The sequence below is a fragment of the Streptococcus sp. 45 genome (assembly GCF_900108865.1).
Lineage (GTDB): Bacteria > Bacillota > Bacilli > Lactobacillales > Streptococcaceae > Streptococcus > Streptococcus ruminicola.
Window position 1 is genome coordinate 519,574 of record NZ_FNXZ01000001.1, and the last position, 17,797, is coordinate 537,370.

Sequence of the window (17,797 nt, forward strand, 5' to 3'; positions counted from 1 at the left end):
ACTTCCTGCCTTGATTTTTTGCTTGTTTTCCAAAAATAATCCTATAATAACAAGCTTTCCACCTCACGGTTAAAAGATTTTTGCTATAATAGAAGAACAGAAAGCGAGATAAGATGACACCAAATAAAGAAGATTATCTAAAATGTATCCATGAACTAGGAGAAACTAAAACTAAGATAACCAATAAACGAATTGCTGCCTTAATGCAAGTTTCAGCACCAGCTGTAACCGAAATGGTCAAAAAAATGATTGCCGAAGGGCTCATCGTAAAAGACAAAGAGGTTGGCTACTATCTGACCAGAAAAGGTTTATTATTAGTCTCACAACTTTATCGAAAACACCGCCTCATCGAGGTCTTTTTGGCTAACCACCTTCATTACAATGCTGATGAAATCCACCAAGAAGCTGAGGTGCTTGAACACACGGTCTCTACAATCTTCATTGACCGCCTAGAAGAAAAACTCAATTATCCTGAATTTTGCCCACACGGTGGGACAATTCCTAAAAAAGGCGAGCTCTTGATTGAAGTTCACAACCAAACACTCAGCCAGATTGAAGAACTTGGCACTTATCAAATCAGCCGTACTCACGATGAGGCTCACTTGTTAAACTACCTTGAAGAACACGGCTTATCAATTAACGATACTGTTGAATTGGTTAAAGTTGATGACTATGCTAAGACACATACTCTTGCCTATCAATCACGCCAACTCGTGATTCCTGAACGAATCGCTGAACAAATTTATGTTCAAAAAGTTGACTAAAATTCCATATTAAAAGCCTGAGGCACTTGCCCCAGGCTTTTTCTGACTTAAGCTAATTTTGCAAGGAATGTCATCAAGATTTTTGCTGATTGTTTACCAGCTTCCAAGATGAATTCATCAAATGTAATGTTGGCATCGTGTGCAGCTGTATCTGACATAGCACGAACAACGATAAATGGTTTGTGCAAATTGTGAGCAGCTTGCGCAATTGCAGCTCCTTCCATTTCAACAGCTTGAACTTCTGGGAAGCGTGCTTTAATCGCATCGATTTTATCTTGCCCAGCAATAAATGAATCACCTGTCGCAATCAAACCAATTTTGCTATCAATGTTAGCTTCCGTTAACACTTGTTCAAATGTTTTAACAAAGTTTTGGTCTGATTCAAAATAAAGTGGTTGCGCAGCCATTTGACCGTAATCATAACCAAAAGCTGTCACATCAACGTCGTGGTAAACTAATTTATCAGCCACAACAACGTCACCAATCTTCAAACCAAGAGCTACTGCACCTGCTGAACCAGTATTAATCACAGCATCAACGCCAAAATGGTCAGAAAGAATGGCAACTGACATAGCTGACATAACTTTACCAATACCTGATTGAACAAGAACAACTTGATGGTTTCCTAACTTACCTTCATAGTAAGTATTCCCCAAAATGTCGTGTTCTGTTTTGTCACCAAGATTTTCAACAAGAAGTTTTAATTCTTCTTCCATTGCGGCAATAATTCCAATTTTCATCTCAAAAATACAAGAGCAATACCAACTGTTTTTTTCCAGAGTTATTCCCCTTGCTTCTCCTTCTAATTTTTATAGATTAAATACTGCGAAAAAGAGTGCAATCAATAAAATAACAACAATAAACATAATCATGTTAAGTTTTCGTTGAAATTTACTGCGTTTCGCATTTTCAATTCGACGACTTTTGTAAACATGCTGATCGTCTTTTTTGCGGTCTTTCCATTTGTCCAAAACACCACGAGAGTCTTCATAATCCTCATAAGGATCATAGCTAGTCAAGGTATCATATTGGTCTGTTCGAATGACCTTCGTTTCTTCATCATCTTCTAAGTAATTATCGTCATAAAAGATTTCACCACGGTTAGCACGTTCGATTATCTCGTCTGTTAAAAGTGGTCTACCCATTTTTTATCCTCCAAAATGCAGAGCATAATATTGAAGGGCTATGATTGTTTTAGCATCTTCGATTGCTCCAGATTTGACCAAATCCATGCATTCTTGATAGCTTAATTCAAGAATTTCTAAAACTTCATCATCATCTTGTGGTCGTGGATTTGGCACTTTTTGCAAATGAGTTGCTTGATAAAGCTTAATTTTTTCATTGCAAAAACCAATGGCAGTGTAAAACTCATGAATTTGTTTTAACTCGCCAGAGTATCCTGTTTCCTCTTCTAATTCACGCGCAGCGGCATCCTTCTCAGAGCCGTTTTCACCAATTTCGAGCTTACCAGCAGGGATTTCATAAGAAACTTTTTCAATAGCCTTACGATATTGTTTAACCAAAATAATTTTATTCTCATCAGTTACAGCTAAAACAGCAACTGCTCCGCGGTGAAAAATCAATTCACGCTTGGCTTGTCCTAGATTATTTGGTAATTCAACATCATCGACAACAACTTTAATCACATGCCCATCAAAAATCTCTGTTCGCTTGAGCGTTTTTTCTTCAAAATCCATACTAAGCAATCTCCCTTAAAATATTTCCACATTAAATTTTACTACAAAGTCCCAAGAATTGCTATTCCAATACGCTTAAACTGCTGAAATATCCATGAAATCTACTTAATTTTTCTAAAAAATAGAAAAAGAGGGTGAGCTTGTCATCCTCTTTTCAAATGCCAAAAAGTTTAGCAAAAATGATTATTTTTTGTTATTTGGGTGGTGTGGTTTGTTAAGGGCATAACCTGCTTTATTAACTTGACGACCACGTCCAATGGCAAGAGCATCTTTTTCAACATCTTGGTAAATTGTAGAACCAGCTGCTGTAAGAGCATTGTCACCCAAAGTTACTGGAGAAATGATTGTTGAGTTACTTCCAACAAAGACATTATTTCCAATAGTTGTGTTGAATTTGTGTTGTCCGTCGTAGTTAGCAATAATAGTACCAGCTCCGAAGTTAACATCGTGTCCAGTTGTTGTATTTCCAATGTAAGTCAAGTGACCTGCTTTTGTTCCTTTACCAACAGTTGATGATTTCACTTCAACAAAGTTACCAACGTGAACTTTTTCTTCAAGTGTTGAATCAGGACGCACGTGAGCAAATGGACCAATGGTAACACCATCTTTAACCACTGATTTTTCAATCATAGAGTTTGTGATAACCACATTTTCACCGATTGTTGAATCAACAAGGTATGTTCCATTTGTCAAAACAGAACCTGCACCAATTTTTGTATTTCCTTTAAGGGTAACGTTGGCTTCAATCATCACATCTGGAGCAATTTCAACGTCAACATCGATGTAAGTTGCTGCTGGATTTTGGAAAGTAACACCGTTAACCATGTGTTTTTTATTGATGCGACGACGCATGATATCTTCTGCAGTAGAAAGTGCTACGCGGTCATTAACACCAAGACTTTCATCAAAATCATGAAGAACATAAGCACCAACTTTTTCACCAGCGTTACGGAAAATTGAGATAACATCTGTCAAGTAGTACTCACCTTGAGCGTTGTTTGTGTTGATGTTTTTAAGAGCTTCAAACAAACGTTTGTTATCAAAAACGTAAGTTCCTGTATTGATTTCTTTGACTTGGCGTTCAAATTCAGAAGCGTCTTTTTGTTCAACGATTTTAAGCACTTCACCATTTTCGTTGCGGATGATACGTCCGTAACCAAATGGATTTTCAGCTGTTGCAGTTAAGATAGTCGCAACGTTTTTGTGGCTAACGTGGAACTCAATCAATTCTTTCAAGCTTTCACCAGTGATAAGTGGTGTGTCACCTGCAATAACAAGTGTTTGCCCTTCAAGACCAGCCAACTCATCTTCTGCCATCATGACAGCATGACCAGTTCCAAGTTGTTCAGTTTGCATGACAAATTCTGATTTGCCAGCTAAAACTTCACGAACCATTTCAGCTTTATGACCAATAACAGTCACATTTTTTTCTGGATTCAAAGCTGATACGGCACGGAAAACGTGTTCTAACATTGTAATGCCAGAAACTTTATGAAGGACCTTAGGAAGGTCAGATTTCATACGTGTTCCTTTACCAGCTGCTAAAATAATTGCGTAATTTGACATGACTATAATTCCTTAAAAAAATAGAGTAGATTTGCAAGTTATGAAAGGAAAATTCCTTACATTAACTTACACAAGCTACTCCATTATATCACATTTATAAGCATTGGGCTCATTTTTATCCATTAGAGGCTGTTAACAGCTGCTTCTAAAACTTCCATCACCAAACGGCTGTGCTCAAGCGCCAGTTTCATGGCTGTCATATCTTGGTGCTCGATGATAGCTTGGAAAGCCACAAATTCATCATGCATGCGGTGATTAAGTGAATTTTCATTAATCATTGTCATGCTTTGACCATTAAGACTTAACGACAACTCTGGCATACTGTTGGTTGGTCCAAGAACGGCAATTGACCCTTTATTTCCTTGAATAGTTGATTTAATATCTGCAGAGCAATCCTTGGCACCAATACAAGCCGCCTTGAAATTGCCATAATCCATAACCAAGATTCCTGAAGTGTCAACACCTCGTTCCATATTGGCTAAATATTGCACTCGTTCAGGCTTACCAAACAAACCAACAACCAAATGAATATTGTAAATATTTAAGTCACGAAGGGCTCCGCCACCTTTTGCTGGGTCAAAAGCTGGTGCAATTTCACCACGTTTAAAGGCATCATAACGTGATGAATATTGAGAATAATTGCACTCGACAATCTTAATATCCCCAAGTTTTGCTAGGTTAGCTTTGATAGAAGCAAAATTGCCAAGGTATTGGTTAGTGATAGCTTCAAGCAAGATACGATTTTTTTGCTCTGCAATTTTTGCTAAGTCCTCAAATTCTGCCAAAGTCAGCGTAAATGGCTTTTCACAAATGACATGTTTGCCAGCCAACAAAGCTTTCTTCGCGTAGTCATAATGCAGGTGATTAGGAAGGGCAACATAAACCGTATCCACTTCTGGATTTGCCAAAATACTTTCGTAATCGCTGCTTGCTTGAGCAATAGCATAAACTTCTGCCAACTCTTGAGCTTTACCAAGGCTACGTGGCGTTGATAAAATAGCCGTTAATTCAATGCCATTGATTTCTTTTAAAACAGGTAAAACCTCGTCGACGATTTTCCCTGTTCCTAAAATAGCTAATTTCATGGAGTTCCTCCTCAATGTCTTCTAAGCACAGTTTAACACAAGTTTGTTTCACAAACTGATATTATAACAAGTATTTCTCATACTATCCTTTGGGATAAACCACTTCAAATTCTTCTAAAACGATGAGACTTTGACCATTAAAAGTCAAACCATAGTCATCATAATAAGGTTTAAAAAAGTCTTCATGAACTTGCCTCCAGTAGGCAAGAGTTTTATCCCCTTCACCTTCTTTAAAAGCATGTTCCTCAGAAACTTCATCAAATGCTACCACAGAAACTTTTTTAATCTGAATAATGCAAACCGCTTGGTCTTTGCTATCTAATACCACATCATAGGAGCCAACTTCAGGTAACGGGTCATTGTCAACTGCGTATAAGTCATAGGCTGAGGCAGTAGCTGTTTTTGTCCCCTCAAGGACTAGCTGTGCTAATAAATCTGGCTGTGCTCCAAACTGCCAAGCATCAATATCATCACCAATTGAGGGATTGATTTGCTTGTATTCATTCCATAGTTCTTGTGCGTTCATGTTTATCTCCTATTCTTTTCTGTCTTACTTCTTCTTACAATCTGTATGACAGAAATTTCCACTATGGTTTTCTCCTCTTCATTTTGAAGCCTCCTTTTTATGCCTCTACTTCAAACTCCAACCACCATCGATTTTGACAATTTCGCCTTGCATAGATGTGGCTTTTCCTGATGCTAAAAATCCAGTCAGCTCAGCGATTTCCCCAGGATTACTCCAACGTCCGATTGGTGTTTCTTGAGCTACCCAATCAGCCAAGCCACCTGGTTCAAAGTCGCTGGCTGTCATGGCTGTCTTAACTGCACCTGGTGCGATACCAAACACTTGAATCTTGTCTTTAGCATAATCAAGTGCCAGCTGACGCGTAAAGCCAGCCAGAGCGTGCTTACTAGCTGTATAAGCTGCTCCGCCGCCGCCTGCGATAAATGAAGCAATCGAGCACATGTTAATGATGATTCCTGATTGTCTTTCAACCATTTTAGCCAAATAGTGGCGGGTGATTTTAACTGTCGCAAAGAAATTAGTCTGAAACACGCGTTCTAATTCATCGTCTAATACCTCAAGTAGAGGTTTGTAAGCGTCGAGAATTCCAGCGGTGTTACACAAGATATCTACGTCTGAAACAAAATCGTAGAGCGGAGCTAAATCCGTCGTCAAATCTAGCTGTAGAAAATGAAAGTTATCATTGTGAATCTCAGGCGCTTGCGACTTATCAACGCCGTATACCGCGCAGCCATTTTCCAAAAAAAGTCGCGCTTGAGCAAGCCCAATTCCTGAGCTAACACCTGTGATAAGTACTTTAGTCATGGACTTCGACCCAATCAGTAGCTAGGACGTCACATGGTGTTGGTGACCACATTGAAAAACCTTCGCCCTCACCTGACACATTGATAAGGAAGTAAGGTGTCACTGGAAGTGCCACGCCGTTTTGTTCAATGCTGTCAAAGAGTTGAACGTAATTTTCTGCTCCACCCCAACCAGTGCGTACATATTTTTTCTTAGCCTTCAAACCAGGCAAAATTTCTTCAAAAGTCATTTCTCTCTCCTTGATTGTTAATATCACTAGTATACCAAAAAACGAGCACCTAGGCTCGTTTTAGTTATCGTCTTAAAATTTTCTTAATTAAAGCTACAACTTTATGTAGTAATGGTCGTGGGTAGTAACGGAAAGTTCCCATTTTGCGGACAATGTAGCCATTGAAGTTTTGTTTGAAACGAAGGACACCATCGCTACCATCAAAAATGCCTTGAATACCAAGGAAAGTATAGAAATCAATACCACGTTTCAGTGCTTCTGTCATCACGTGTTCTTGCAGAGCAACTGGGGCATAGAATTTGTTAAATTCAGTGTATGAACCACTGAAAAGATAAACAGCTTCTTGTGGTGTGTAAACAAAGAGACTTCCTGCTAAGACCACATCCTCTGAACCGTGTTTTTCAATCAAGGCTTTGGCTTCTTTTAGACGAACATCAAATGTCGCAATTTGTTTGTCCAACTGAGCTTTTTGCTTATTAACCTTGGCTGAGTTAACGCCATCAGCGATTTTTTGATTTAAAACAGCTAACTCTGCTGCAATCTTGTCATGACCTGCTTGCACATTTTTGAGATAATCTTGAAAATTAATACTTGCAATCATGAACTCACAAGCCTCTCCAAAACTATCATAAAATGCTTCGTAATAATCTAAAGGCTTATCCGTGTATTCTCGTCTAGCAGAGGTTGACACTGTGATTTCTTTAAAAATATACAATTCATCACGCTCTAGCTTGCGAACTTTGATACCAAATGAATTCGTTTTTTTAGCTAGAGGACGACCTTTTTTACTAAAGGATTTTGTCAGAGTTTCGGGTGTTAACCCTGATAAATCTTTTACGTAATGCCAATCAGGCTCACCTCCTGGATAGCCAGTTTGTAGGCCATCATAGTGATAACCAAGCTCCGTCAAACAAGTGATTAACTCAGGCTTTTCATCGTCGTTTGGCTTGCCATGACTGTCAAAACTTTGATAAGTATCATAAGGTTTGACAATAAGCTCAAAAGCACCATTTTCCTTAGCGTAAGCTTTTAGTTCCTTATAGAATTCAGAAAGGTAACTTGGATTTGTTGAAGCTGGACCTGAATTAATTTCCATATGAAGTCCACCAGTCATTGGCATGCTGTAAAGCACACCTGCTACTTGGATTGCACCATCAGCTTCCAAGCCTAAAAATGTGATGTCAAAGCCACGTTTTTCAAGTAAATCAGCCATTTGCACCGATTGCATGAAAGAGCGTTCTTTAAAACGTGTGTCTAGTTTTTCATAATCTTCTCGTGATAAGATTTTTAATGTCATTTCTTATTCTCGATTCTAAAAACGTTGTTTAATGCGTCAGTAAATTTATCAAATGAAACTTAAGTGGAAATTAACAGTCTTTTTTCAGAATTTCCTTTATCTTTTCAATTTTCTTTTCATTTGAGAGCAAGCTAAATACCCAGTTCCTACAGTATAAAGCTACTGTGAGAACTGAGTATTTTTAAGTATTTATGCTAATAAAAATTATCCGATTTGGCTTCCATTTGGTACGCTTGGATCAACTGTAAGAACTGTTAAGTTACCATCGTGTTCAGCTGATAGAATCATACCTTGGCTGACAAGTCCCATCATTTTACGTGGTTTCAAGTTTGCAACGATTTGCAATTTTTTACCAACCAATTCTTGTTCATTTGGATAGAATTTCGCAATTCCTGATAGGATTTGACGATCTTCGCCATCACCAGCATCAAGACGGAATTTTAGAAGTTTTTCTGAACCTTCAACTTTAGAAACTTCTTTGACTTCAGCAACACGAATTTCAACTTTGTCAAAGTCATCAAATTTGATAGCTTTCTTCTCGTTTTTAAGTTCTAATTGAGTTGGATCCCATTCTTTTTCTTCTGCGACAACAGCGCCAGCGCCCATGTTAGCTTTGATGTAATCAATTTCAGCTTCCATGTCAAGACGTGGGAAGATTGGTGTTCCTTTAGCAACCACTTTAACACCTTCTGGGAAACCTGAAAGTGCAAGGTTTTCAAGGTCAAAGTTAGCACCAAGACCAAGTTGTTCCATGATAGCATTTGATGTTGTCATCATGAATGGTTGGATAAGGTGAGCAACCACACGAAGGCTAGCTGCCAAGTGAGCCATTACTGCTGCTAATTCATCACGTTTAGCTTCATCTTTAGCAAGTACCCAAGGAGCTGTTTCGTCGATGTATTTATTTGTACGTGAGATGATACTCCAAACGGCATCAAGAGCGCGTGGGTAATCAACAGCGTTCATTTGTTTGTGGTATTCAGTGATTTTTTCAGCGACAAGTGCTGCTAAATCAGCGTCAAATTCAGTAACGTTTTCAACATAAGTTGGCACTTCACCACCGAAGTATTTGTTAATCATGGCAACGGTACGGTTAAGAAGGTTACCAAGGTCGTTGGCTAATTCATAGTTAATACGTCCAACGTAATCTTCTGGTGTAAATGTACCGTCTGAACCAACTGGAAGTGAACGCATGAGGTAATAACGAAGTGGGTCAAGACCGAAACGTTCAACCAACATTTCTGGGTAAACCACATTACCTTTAGATTTAGACATTTTACCGTCTTTCATGACAAACCAACCGTGGGCAATCAAGCGTTCAGGCAATTTCATGTCAAGCATCATCAACATAATTGGCCAGTAAATTGAGTGGAAACGAAGGATATCTTTACCAACCATGTGGAAGACTGTTCCGTTCCAGAATTTATCAAAGTTTGCGTGGTCTTCTTGACCATAACCAAGTGCAGTTACATAGTTAAGAAGAGCATCAATCCATACGTAAACAACGTGTTTTGGATTTGAAGGGACTTTAACACCCCATGTAAATGATGTACGGCTGACAGCCAAATCTTCAAGACCTGGTTCGATGAAGTTTTTAATGATTTCGTTCATACGACCATCAGGTTGAATGAAGTCTGGGTGTGCGTGGAAGAATTCTACCAAGCGATCAGCGTATTTTCCAAGACGTAGGAAGTAAGATTCTTCAGAAACCCATTCAACTTCGTGTCCAGAAGGAGCAATACCACCGATGACTTTACCATTTTCATCACGGAAAACTTCTTCCAATTGGCTTTCTGTAAAGAATTCTTCATCTGAAACTGAGTACCAACCAGAATACTCACCTAAATAAATGTCATCTTGTGCCAACAATTTTTCAAAAACTTCGGCAACAACTTTTTCATGGTAATCGTCAGTTGTACGGATGAATTTATCGTATGAGATATCAAGCATTTTCCAAAGTTTTTTAACATCAGCAGCCATACCATCAACGTAAGCTTGTGGTGTGATACCAGCTTCTTCAGCTTTTTGTTGGATTTTTTGACCGTGTTCGTCAAGCCCTGTCAAATAAAAGACATCATAGTTCATCATACGTTTGTAACGTGCTAAAACGTCACAAGCGATTGTTGTATAAGCTGAACCAATGTGAAGCTTACCTGATGGGTAGTAAATTGGTGTTGTAATGTAAAATGGTTGTTTACTAGTCATTTTCTTTCCTTTCAAATAGGAGCTAATGAAACTCCCTTATTGATAACACCTAATTATAACATAATTTTATAGCTGATTATAGGTTAAATGGTCATGCAATACGAAAAAATCGTATTCAAAAGAGCTTGGAATTTTTATTCCAAACTCTTCACTGTCTATTTTTGATTAGTTACTTCAAACTTAGTCAAGTAATTATCATCTTGAAGTTCACCTTTAAATTCATCCCCAACAGCAAGGAAAGGAAGTTTGTCTGTTGTATCAGTCGTTGCTTTAACTTTGTAAATCTCTCCTGATGATGAGATGTAGTAAACTGTTGAGCCTGAAATCATTTGGCTGGCTAATTTATCTACCACTCCAGTGATTACTTTGACTTTTTTGGCTTCGCCAGAATTGTCAGCAACACCAGACAAAGCTGAAGTATCTGAATCTGTAAATTTAGCAATCAAAGTCTCGATATCATTATCAACGGTCACTTGTTGGTAATCTTCTGCATCAACGATAGCGTAAGATTTAACCAAACCAGCAGCATCTTTAAGAGAAACAAGATAATAAGCTTTGCCATCCAATTTCACCAAGGTTGGCGCTGTTGCTTCATAATGTTTTTCTTGTACTTCTCCTTCGGCTGATTCTTGCGCAGCAGTTTCAGTCGCTGATGCCAATTTATAATTTGTCACTTCACGAGTACGCATGTTGACCAAGATAAAGCCAAGGTTTGAAGAATCAGCAGTAGCCGATGTGATACCTGTGTAGAGGTAAATATCTGAACCAATTGAGATATAGTTGTAACTATCCGTTGTCTTTTTCACACCTGTTTGGCTAAAGACAGTATTCCAGAAACCTTTTTGATAAGTGTAATAATCATCAACACGGCTAATTACATTATTAGCAGAAAAGACGCGGTCAACCCATTTTGGAACATCTTTAAGGTCATAACGTTTTGTCTCACCCGTAACCGCATTAAGCAAAATCGCTCCTGTTGGGTCGTTAGATGTCAACATGAACTTAGGTTTATAGGTAGTTGCGACATAGTAAGGATTGCCTTTATCATCAACTTCAAACGATGGGTCCCCAAAAATCACTGTTGGGTATTTTAGGCGTAAATAGCGGAGCGTATCATTGAAGAAGTATTCAGAATCAGAATATTTCATTCCTTTATCGAGTTTAACTAGCTCTGCTTTACCAGTTGTTTGGTTAACTTTGACATAATAACCAATTCCGTCTTTGTGGTTAGAGAACCATTTCCAGAAAGATTTGTATTCAAGTGGCGATACACGGTAAGGTTGCTCACCAATTGTCACTTGACGATAATCATCTGAAATACCAAATTGTGAAACTTTATCAATCGTTCCAAGATAAGTGTCACCAATTTTCTTAGCTGATGAACGGTCAAGCAAAGCCAAGTGAGAAATGTCAGTCTCTGGGAAATCAGAAGTAAAATCAGCATCTTTGACCTTGATTACATTAGCATAACTTTTTGCTCTAAACAAACGAGAGTTAAGGAAAGTTGACGCACCAAGAATAAGTAAAATCGCCGCAATAACAAAGCTGATAGCAGACAAAGCTTTTCCAAAAGCTGGTTTCGGTGCTGAAACTACTTTTCGAGCACGACTGCCTGGCACTTGGAAGGTCACTTGTTGGACTTTGCCACCAAGAGACAACAAGGCAATGACTCCGAAGGCTAAACACAAGCCCTCTAAAACAAAAAGCCAAAATGCTACGCTAAAAATATTAATGGGCGGTAAAAAAATCCAATAGCTGATTAGCATTACTAAAAACCATAAAGCAATTAACCAATAGGATACCGTCTTTTTCATCACAATATCTCCTTTAATTTTGTTCTATCATTATAACACAATTAAACAATTTTACAGCTAAAAAACTAAGCAAGTCAGTTTTTAGGCTTTTCGACTAAGAAGAAAAGAGTAAATCATCGGCGCAATAATCATAATAGCAATGACTACTCCCATCACGTAAGGCAAAGCCACTTGAATAAAACTTTCAAGCAAGATAAGCAAACCACCAAGCACCCAAAGTTTACCTGCCATGCGGTGTGTCTTATGCCAATTTTTGTCATCAGACAACGTCCAAGGAATGCGAATACCGATGGTATGATTGCGATGTGTTTTTGGCAAATAATTTCCGAGGATTATAAAAATAATCCCCAAAAAAGCTGTCACAAGAGTCGGACTATTCTTCACCCAGCCAAGAGCATTCGCATAAATTGACCCTTGAACAATGAAACTTGAAGCTGGAACAATCCAAGCATAGAGCTTTCTCATTTTAGCTGGAACCGTTACTTTCACAGACACCCTTTCAAGTGAGGCTAAAGCGATGATCTGAAAAAGCACAAATAAAATTGGGAAAGCAACAAGGGTAAAAAGCTTGCTACTATAGCCATCAGCTTGCCCATCAATTCCAAAATGGGTTGGTATTTGCTCTGGCAAAGCTTTCCAGAAAAATGCCCCAATCAAAGCTGGCAAAACAATCACAAAACTTGTTAATATAAGTTGTTTTTTATTCATTTTCATCTCCTGATCTCTCCTTTAAATCCGCAAACCAAGTCATAATATCTTCTAAAACAGAAGTACACAGCTCATAGTAAATAAAATTCTTCTCACGCCTTTCAACCACTAAACCTGCTTTTTTCAAAATGCTCAGATGATGCGAAATAGTTGCCCCAGCAAGATCGAAATGACTAGCAATTTCACCAGCTGTCAAAGATTTTTCCTTTAATAAGGTCAAAATCTCTCGGCGAATAGGATGAGAAAGTGCCTTGAATGTCTCTGCAAATACCATAACAATCCTCTACTTATCTAAAAAACTATTTAGAAATTTATCTAAATAGATTATAATCCTTTAAAAAAACAGTCACAAGAAAAAAGCATTAAAATCGCATGCCAGTTCATTTTTTGCTAAAATAGAAACTAACGATTAAACTTTAGAAAGAAGAAAAAAAGCTTTGTTCACCCAAGGCTTTGGGATAAGAATATGAAACTCATTTCATGGAATATTGACTCAATCAATGCTGCTTTAACTAGTGATTCAGCCAGAGCTGTTCTTTCACGCGCCGTCATTGATACTTTGGTAGCTGAGGACGCTGACATTATCGCTATCCAAGAAACAAAACTCTCAGCAAAAGGACCGACAAAGAAGCACCTTCAAATTTTGAATGACTACTTCCCAGATTATGACATTTCTTGGCGTTCTTCCGTTGAACCAGCTAGAAAAGGCTACGCTGGGACAATGTTCCTTTATAAAAAAGGGTTAACACCAGAAATCTCTTTTCCAGAAATCGGTGCCCCCGATACTATGGATAGTGAAGGTCGCATTATCACGCTTGAATTTGACAATTTCTATGTCACGCAAGTCTATACGCCAAATGCTGGCGATGGTCTTAAACGATTAGCCGAACGTCAACTTTGGGATGAAAAATATGCTGACTACTTAGCAGAACTCGACCAAAAGAAACCAGTTTTAGCAACCGGTGATTATAATGTTGCCCACAATGAAATTGACCTTGCTAATCCAAATTCAAACCGCCGCTCTGCTGGATTTACCGATGAAGAGCGTGCTGGTTTCACCAACTTATTAGCCAAAGGTTTCACAGATACCTTCCGCTTTATTCATGGTGACATTCCAAATGTCTATAGCTGGTGGGCACAACGTAGCAAGACAAGTAAAATCAATAATACTGGCTGGCGCATCGACTACTGGCTCACTTCAAATCGCATTGCTGATAAAGTTACAAAATCTGAAATGATTGATTCCGGTACACGCCAAGACCACACACCAATTCTTTTAGAAATTGATTTATAGAAAAAAGTCATCTAAGTTTCAATTAAGCTTAGATGACTTTTTCATTATTCAACTCCTTTTAAAGCTTCAACCATATTAATGGTTTTAATTTTATGACTGATAATGAGGGTTGTGACTGCAGATGTCAACCAGACTAGGACACTGGCAATCAAAAGAACTTGCCAAGTGATGTAGGCTGTGTATTCAATACGAATGGTTGAGAAGGTTGCCACATAACATCTCAAGAACCAGATTCCCATTGGAATTCCCAAAATCCAACCAATTGATGTTGTCATTAGATTTTCAATCATGGTAATCAATTGCAAATTTTTCTTAGAAAAACCGAGAACTTGAAGCGTTGCATAATCGCGCATCCGTTCGACAAAATTCAGAGAACCAAGGTTGTAAAGAACAACGATGACAAGTAGCAAAGCAAAGCCGATAATCATCAAAAACACACTCATCAAACTATTCACAAAATCATAAGCATTTTTTTCTTGGGCTGATTTATTGATGACTGATAAAATATTTTGGTCATTTTTAATATCAGCTTTTGAAACGGTCTTATCTACTAGCAACGTTTTCGGAGTGAATTTGCCACCAGCTGATTCAAATGTTTCTGCTCTGACATATGCTCCTTGGTTTGTTTCACTAGTGACAATTCCCTTGACCTCAAATGAATAAGATTTGCCGTCTTGATAAGGAGTTACTTTCAAAGTTTCTCCTTTTTTGATACCAGCTAATTCCGCAAAACGGTTGGTAACATAAATACCGCCTTCTTCAATTACTTTGTTGTCAGCAGTTCTTGCATTAACAAAATCACCATCACTAACAATAATCAAAAGGCGATTATAGCCATCATCTTTTGAAAAATGAGCCTGATTAATCTGCACGCCTTGACCTTGATAAGTTTTAGCTGCTTGATTGTAATTAGCAACCGTCAAGCGTTTAGTATATGAAAAATCAGTATTGTAAGCTTTATCCACCAAATGGTTCATTGAAATCGGCATTCCGACACCAGCAATCAAAAGCATCATACTTCCTGCAACACCGACGATTCCCATGAGCACCCTCACCCTGTTAATAAAGGCATCACGAATCGCCCATTTGCTCTCATCAGAAATACGATTCCATAAAAGAGGAAGTTTTTCAAGAAACACATGGTGAACTTTCTTCGTTTTTCCACGTAAGAAAACAGCTGGTAATCCTTTAATGACCTGACGAGATGCCAAATAAGCTGACAAGGTACAAATAAAGATGACAAGCGAAATGACAACCAACGATGACCACGAATAAGCAATCTGCCAATTTGGCAAGGTAAACATCGTCTTTTGTGTCTCAAGCACAAAAAGCGACATCAAAGGAGAGACAGCCGCGCCAGCCAAATCTCCAAAACTTCCAACTAATAAGCCAAAAGAAATATAATGCCAAGTGATTTGCCCATTTGAATAGCCCAAAGCTTTAATGACTGCAATTTCTTTGGTTTGACTTTCAATCAGGCGTCGAATGTTCGTAAACATAGCAAGGATTGCTAAAAGGATAAAGATGAAAGAGAAAAGATAAGACAGATTTCGAATTTGTCCAACACGTCCAGTCGCTTCTGACACTTCTGTCAACGTTTTCTGGTTATCATAAGAAAGTAAATGCTCCCCTAAAATCTCTTCAATATCGTGTCTGAAATCATCCTTTTTGGCATAAATGTCAAGAGAATTGTAAGTAGTGCGACCTTTCGTTACCTTGGCTAAGGCATTTTCTGACACATAGCCGTAAGCATAATTCTTAGAATTTGGTGCTAAATACTCAAGACTTCCTGTAAAATAAATCTTATCTGCTGACTCTACCAAGCCTTTAATCTGAAAATGAACAGTTTGATTAGCAATGACAAGACTAACGTCATCACCAAGCGTCAACTGATTTTCCTTAGCAAAATTGCTATCTAACCAAATGCCTTCAGAATCATTATCAAAGTTTTTCCCTTTATCAACAGTGATTACTTTTTTAGCCGATTCATCAAACGATTCTAAGGTTAGATACTTTGCTGAATCACTCTTAAGGTCAACCTTCGCTAGAAGCTTTGTCTTAGCATCAACCCTATCCACGCAAGGTAGGGCTTTTATGTCTTTTAGTTGGTTGTTGCTGATAGCATCCGCTTGAAGCCAAACCGTAGGCAGGTGCGAGTCTGAGATAAAAGTATCTAAACTTTTCTCCAAACCATGCCAAGCTCCTTGCAGCCCTACAAAAATCAACACACTTAACAAGGACATCAAAAACACTGAAAAGAATTGTTGCCAATGACGTCTGATATCCCGTCTGAGTTTTAAATTAAGATATTTCATCATTCTTCCAATCTATCCATTTTGAGCATCTTTGTTAACAATAGCATCAATTTTACCATCTTTTAAATAGATGACTTTATCTGCATATTTTTCAAATTCTGCATTGTGCGTTACCATCACAACTGCCACATCTTTATCAGCAGATGTTTCCTTCAAGAGTTCAATGATTTTCTGACCAGTTTTCGAATCCAAAGCTCCTGTCGGTTCATCACAAAGCAAAAGTTTTGGCTTTTTGGCTAAAGCTCTTGCGATTGACACGCGCTGCATTTCACCACCAGATAACTGATTTGGAAAGTTATTTTTACGATGACTAAGACCAACTTTTTCCAAATATTGTTCGGATTGCTTTGCATTTTTAGTCAACTGAGCTGCGATGCTAATATTTTCCAAAGCCGTTAAACTTGGAACAAGGTTATAAAATTGAAAGACAAAGCCAACAACATCCTTGCGGTATTTTGATAAATCTTTGTCACTAAGTCCCGTCACATCAGTATCTTCAAATAAAAACTTACCACTCGTTGCTTGATCCATACCACCAAGTAGATTTAGCATGGTACTTTTCCCTGAACCAGAAGGCCCTAAGATAATGGTAAATTTACCTTTTTCAATCGAAAATGACACATCATCCAAGGCCTTAACTTCTTGATCTCCGACCTGATAAATCTTGCTAATATTTTGAAATGTAATCATCTTATCTCCTAAAATTCTGTTAAAAACTTAACTTTTTCTTTTAATGACGGTTCTTTGTATTGTTCAATAATACGTTTTGACACCGCTTCTCTGTTACTTGCAATAATCTCCTCTGCTTTCGTAACAGCTTCTTTAATTGGAACTACGATTGGCAGGTCGTAGTGTTTGATAATTTTTTCCAAGCGTTCTTCTTGGCTGCCTGTTACTAGCTCAGGTTGTTTGCCAATTGCAGCAAATCCTTCTTGAATTTCAAAATCAGATAACGTTCGGTATTTTTCTGATACTGGCCGATGACCATCTGGGGCCATAGCAAACTCTACTGGTAAATGCACCACATCGGTATACCACATTTTCGAATGCATTTTCGCGACTTGACCATAAGCATCCATGTATTTGCGATAGAAACTTTTCCCAGGAATTCCTAAAATCGCTTTTGATAATCTATGGATGAAACTTGACCCAGGATTCAATCCTATTTTTAATCGAACCGTTCCATAAATCCATTCATTTAGCACCGAACCATCTGAAATAAAGCTAGAATTTTCTTTGTACAGAATTGCCTCTTCTCTTATTCTCTCCTCAAATCTCTTTAATCCCAAAGTCATGAGCTCAGTAGCATTCATGTCTTGAAATCTCCTACCTGGATAAATTTCAGTTAAAATTTCACGAGCAGACAGCGCATTAATCAAAGGTATCCCAGTTGCAATTGATAATGCCGTTGCTGTTGTCGTTTTCCCAGTTGAATATGTTCCCGAAATAACCAGTCTGATTTCCCTTTTGTACATTTGTTCATTTTCCCATTA

At 38.1% G+C, this 17,797-nt stretch carries 18 protein-coding genes; 2 read left to right on the forward strand and 16 right to left on the reverse strand.

The features are described from left to right. The first annotated feature begins 113 nt into the window (after nucleotides 1-113). Nucleotides 114-764 (forward strand): metal-dependent transcriptional regulator, encoded by a 651-nt coding sequence (locus BMX18_RS02500; protein ID WP_074602596.1) that lies wholly within the window; start codon nucleotides 114-116, stop codon nucleotides 762-764. Nucleotides 765-811: 47 nt separating this feature from the next. Here BMX18_RS02500 and BMX18_RS02505 read toward each other — a convergent pair whose 3' ends face one another. The 13 genes from BMX18_RS02505 to BMX18_RS02565 form a co-directional block, all read right to left on the reverse strand. Continuing rightward, on the reverse strand, nucleotides 812-1,504 hold the full coding sequence (locus BMX18_RS02505) for a 5'-methylthioadenosine/adenosylhomocysteine nucleosidase (RefSeq protein WP_093814932.1): 693 nt from the start codon (nucleotides 1,502-1,504) through the stop codon (nucleotides 812-814). A 69-nt stretch (nucleotides 1,505-1,573) separates the two neighbouring features. After that, a complete protein-coding gene (macP, locus tag BMX18_RS02510; protein WP_093814934.1) occupies nucleotides 1,574-1,909 on the reverse strand; it encodes a cell wall synthase accessory phosphoprotein MacP in 336 nt (111 codons plus the stop codon). Between the two features lie 3 nt (nucleotides 1,910-1,912). Continuing rightward, complete coding sequence (locus BMX18_RS02515) at nucleotides 1,913-2,461, reverse strand: NUDIX hydrolase (RefSeq protein ID WP_093814936.1); 549 nt, start codon at nucleotides 2,459-2,461, stop codon at nucleotides 1,913-1,915. 183 nt (nucleotides 2,462-2,644) lie between these two features. Then, complete coding sequence (gene glmU / locus BMX18_RS02520) at nucleotides 2,645-4,027, reverse strand: bifunctional UDP-N-acetylglucosamine diphosphorylase/glucosamine-1-phosphate N-acetyltransferase GlmU (RefSeq protein WP_074602604.1); 1,383 nt, start codon at nucleotides 4,025-4,027, stop codon at nucleotides 2,645-2,647. A gap of 122 nt (nucleotides 4,028-4,149) precedes the next feature. Further along, nucleotides 4,150-5,112, reverse strand: a complete 963-nt coding sequence (locus BMX18_RS02525; protein WP_074602606.1) for a Gfo/Idh/MocA family protein — start codon at nucleotides 5,110-5,112, stop codon at nucleotides 4,150-4,152. Between the two features lie 82 nt (nucleotides 5,113-5,194). After that, entirely contained in the window at nucleotides 5,195-5,638 is a 444-nt protein-coding gene (locus tag BMX18_RS02530; protein WP_074602608.1) for an ASCH domain-containing protein, read from the reverse strand. Between the two features lie 105 nt (nucleotides 5,639-5,743). Next, the gene (locus tag BMX18_RS02535) at nucleotides 5,744-6,442 is read right to left on the reverse strand and encodes a 3-oxoacyl-ACP reductase (protein ID WP_074602611.1); all 699 of its coding nucleotides are present in this window, start codon (nucleotides 6,440-6,442) and stop codon (nucleotides 5,744-5,746) included. After that, nucleotides 6,435-6,671 (reverse strand): DUF2829 domain-containing protein, encoded by a 237-nt coding sequence (locus BMX18_RS02540; RefSeq protein WP_004232906.1) that lies wholly within the window; start codon nucleotides 6,669-6,671, stop codon nucleotides 6,435-6,437. The genes BMX18_RS02535 and BMX18_RS02540 overlap by 8 nt, the downstream gene beginning before the upstream one ends. Nucleotides 6,672-6,735: 64 nt before the next feature. Continuing rightward, entirely contained in the window at nucleotides 6,736-7,968 is a 1,233-nt protein-coding gene (locus tag BMX18_RS02545) for an aminoacyltransferase (protein ID WP_093814938.1), read from the reverse strand. 204 nt (nucleotides 7,969-8,172) lie between these two features. Beyond that, nucleotides 8,173-10,173, reverse strand: coding sequence for a methionine--tRNA ligase (gene metG / locus BMX18_RS02550; protein WP_093814940.1), 2,001 nt, complete (start codon nucleotides 10,171-10,173; stop codon nucleotides 8,173-8,175). A gap of 155 nt (nucleotides 10,174-10,328) precedes the next feature. Next, nucleotides 10,329-11,987, reverse strand: coding sequence for a hypothetical protein (locus tag BMX18_RS02555; RefSeq protein ID WP_093814942.1), 1,659 nt, complete (start codon nucleotides 11,985-11,987; stop codon nucleotides 10,329-10,331). An 81-nt stretch (nucleotides 11,988-12,068) separates the two neighbouring features. Next, the gene (locus tag BMX18_RS02560; protein WP_257609163.1) at nucleotides 12,069-12,695 is read right to left on the reverse strand and encodes an SdpI family protein; all 627 of its coding nucleotides are present in this window, start codon (nucleotides 12,693-12,695) and stop codon (nucleotides 12,069-12,071) included. Next, nucleotides 12,688-12,969 carry an autorepressor SdpR family transcription factor gene (locus BMX18_RS02565; RefSeq protein ID WP_074564219.1) on the reverse strand — a complete coding sequence of 94 codons (282 nt, stop codon included), beginning with the start codon at nucleotides 12,967-12,969 and terminating at the stop codon, nucleotides 12,688-12,690. The genes BMX18_RS02560 and BMX18_RS02565 overlap by 8 nt, the downstream gene beginning before the upstream one ends. 192 nt (nucleotides 12,970-13,161) lie before the next feature. Between BMX18_RS02565 and BMX18_RS02570 the strand changes: the two genes are divergently transcribed. Then, nucleotides 13,162-13,989 carry an exodeoxyribonuclease III gene (locus BMX18_RS02570; RefSeq protein WP_093814946.1) on the forward strand — a complete coding sequence of 276 codons (828 nt, stop codon included), beginning with the start codon at nucleotides 13,162-13,164 and terminating at the stop codon, nucleotides 13,987-13,989. 44 nt (nucleotides 13,990-14,033) lie between these two features. Here BMX18_RS02570 and BMX18_RS02575 read toward each other — a convergent pair whose 3' ends face one another. The 3 genes from BMX18_RS02575 to BMX18_RS02585 are packed head-to-tail and all read right to left on the reverse strand — an operon-like array spanning nucleotide 14,034 to nucleotide 17,779. Continuing rightward, the gene (locus BMX18_RS02575; protein WP_093814948.1) at nucleotides 14,034-16,304 is read right to left on the reverse strand and encodes an ABC transporter permease; all 2,271 of its coding nucleotides are present in this window, start codon (nucleotides 16,302-16,304) and stop codon (nucleotides 14,034-14,036) included. Nucleotides 16,305-16,316: 12 nt separating this feature from the next. After that, the gene (locus BMX18_RS02580) at nucleotides 16,317-16,994 is read right to left on the reverse strand and encodes an ABC transporter ATP-binding protein (RefSeq protein WP_039696459.1); all 678 of its coding nucleotides are present in this window, start codon (nucleotides 16,992-16,994) and stop codon (nucleotides 16,317-16,319) included. Between the two features lie 8 nt (nucleotides 16,995-17,002). Further along, nucleotides 17,003-17,779: an AAA family ATPase gene (locus BMX18_RS02585; protein ID WP_093814950.1), complete on the reverse strand. Its 777-nt coding sequence runs from the start codon at nucleotides 17,777-17,779 to the stop codon at nucleotides 17,003-17,005. Nucleotides 17,780-17,797 lie beyond the last annotated feature (18 nt).

Bases quoted from the DNA above. Each gene is read 5' to 3' on its own strand.
- BMX18_RS02500 (WP_074602596.1), top strand. From the start codon at position 114: ATGACACCAAATAAAGAAGATTATCTAAAATGTATCCATGAACTAGGA.
- BMX18_RS02505 (WP_093814932.1), bottom strand. From the start codon at position 1,504: ATGAAAATTGGAATTATTGCCGCAATGGAAGAAGAATTAAAACTTCTT.
- macP (WP_093814934.1), bottom strand. From the start codon at position 1,909: ATGGGTAGACCACTTTTAACAGACGAGATAATCGAACGTGCTAACCGT.
- BMX18_RS02515 (WP_093814936.1), bottom strand. From the start codon at position 2,461: ATGGATTTTGAAGAAAAAACGCTCAAGCGAACAGAGATTTTTGATGGG.
- glmU (WP_074602604.1), bottom strand. From the start codon at position 4,027: ATGTCAAATTACGCAATTATTTTAGCAGCTGGTAAAGGAACACGTATG.
- BMX18_RS02525 (WP_074602606.1), bottom strand. From the start codon at position 5,112: ATGAAATTAGCTATTTTAGGAACAGGGAAAATCGTCGACGAGGTTTTA.
- BMX18_RS02530 (WP_074602608.1), bottom strand. From the start codon at position 5,638: ATGAACGCACAAGAACTATGGAATGAATACAAGCAAATCAATCCCTCA.
- BMX18_RS02535 (WP_074602611.1), bottom strand. From the start codon at position 6,442: ATGACTAAAGTACTTATCACAGGTGTTAGCTCAGGAATTGGGCTTGCT.
- BMX18_RS02540 (WP_004232906.1), bottom strand. From the start codon at position 6,671: ATGACTTTTGAAGAAATTTTGCCTGGTTTGAAGGCTAAGAAAAAATAT.
- BMX18_RS02545 (WP_093814938.1), bottom strand. From the start codon at position 7,968: ATGACATTAAAAATCTTATCACGAGAAGATTATGAAAAACTAGACACA.
- metG (WP_093814940.1), bottom strand. From the start codon at position 10,173: ATGACTAGTAAACAACCATTTTACATTACAACACCAATTTACTACCCA.
- BMX18_RS02555 (WP_093814942.1), bottom strand. From the start codon at position 11,987: ATGAAAAAGACGGTATCCTATTGGTTAATTGCTTTATGGTTTTTAGTA.
- BMX18_RS02560 (WP_257609163.1), bottom strand. From the start codon at position 12,695: ATGAATAAAAAACAACTTATATTAACAAGTTTTGTGATTGTTTTGCCA.
- BMX18_RS02565 (WP_074564219.1), bottom strand. From the start codon at position 12,969: ATGGTATTTGCAGAGACATTCAAGGCACTTTCTCATCCTATTCGCCGA.
- BMX18_RS02570 (WP_093814946.1), top strand. From the start codon at position 13,162: ATGAAACTCATTTCATGGAATATTGACTCAATCAATGCTGCTTTAACT.
- BMX18_RS02575 (WP_093814948.1), bottom strand. From the start codon at position 16,304: ATGAAATATCTTAATTTAAAACTCAGACGGGATATCAGACGTCATTGG.
- BMX18_RS02580 (WP_039696459.1), bottom strand. From the start codon at position 16,994: ATGATTACATTTCAAAATATTAGCAAGATTTATCAGGTCGGAGATCAA.
- BMX18_RS02585 (WP_093814950.1), bottom strand. From the start codon at position 17,779: ATGTACAAAAGGGAAATCAGACTGGTTATTTCGGGAACATATTCAACT.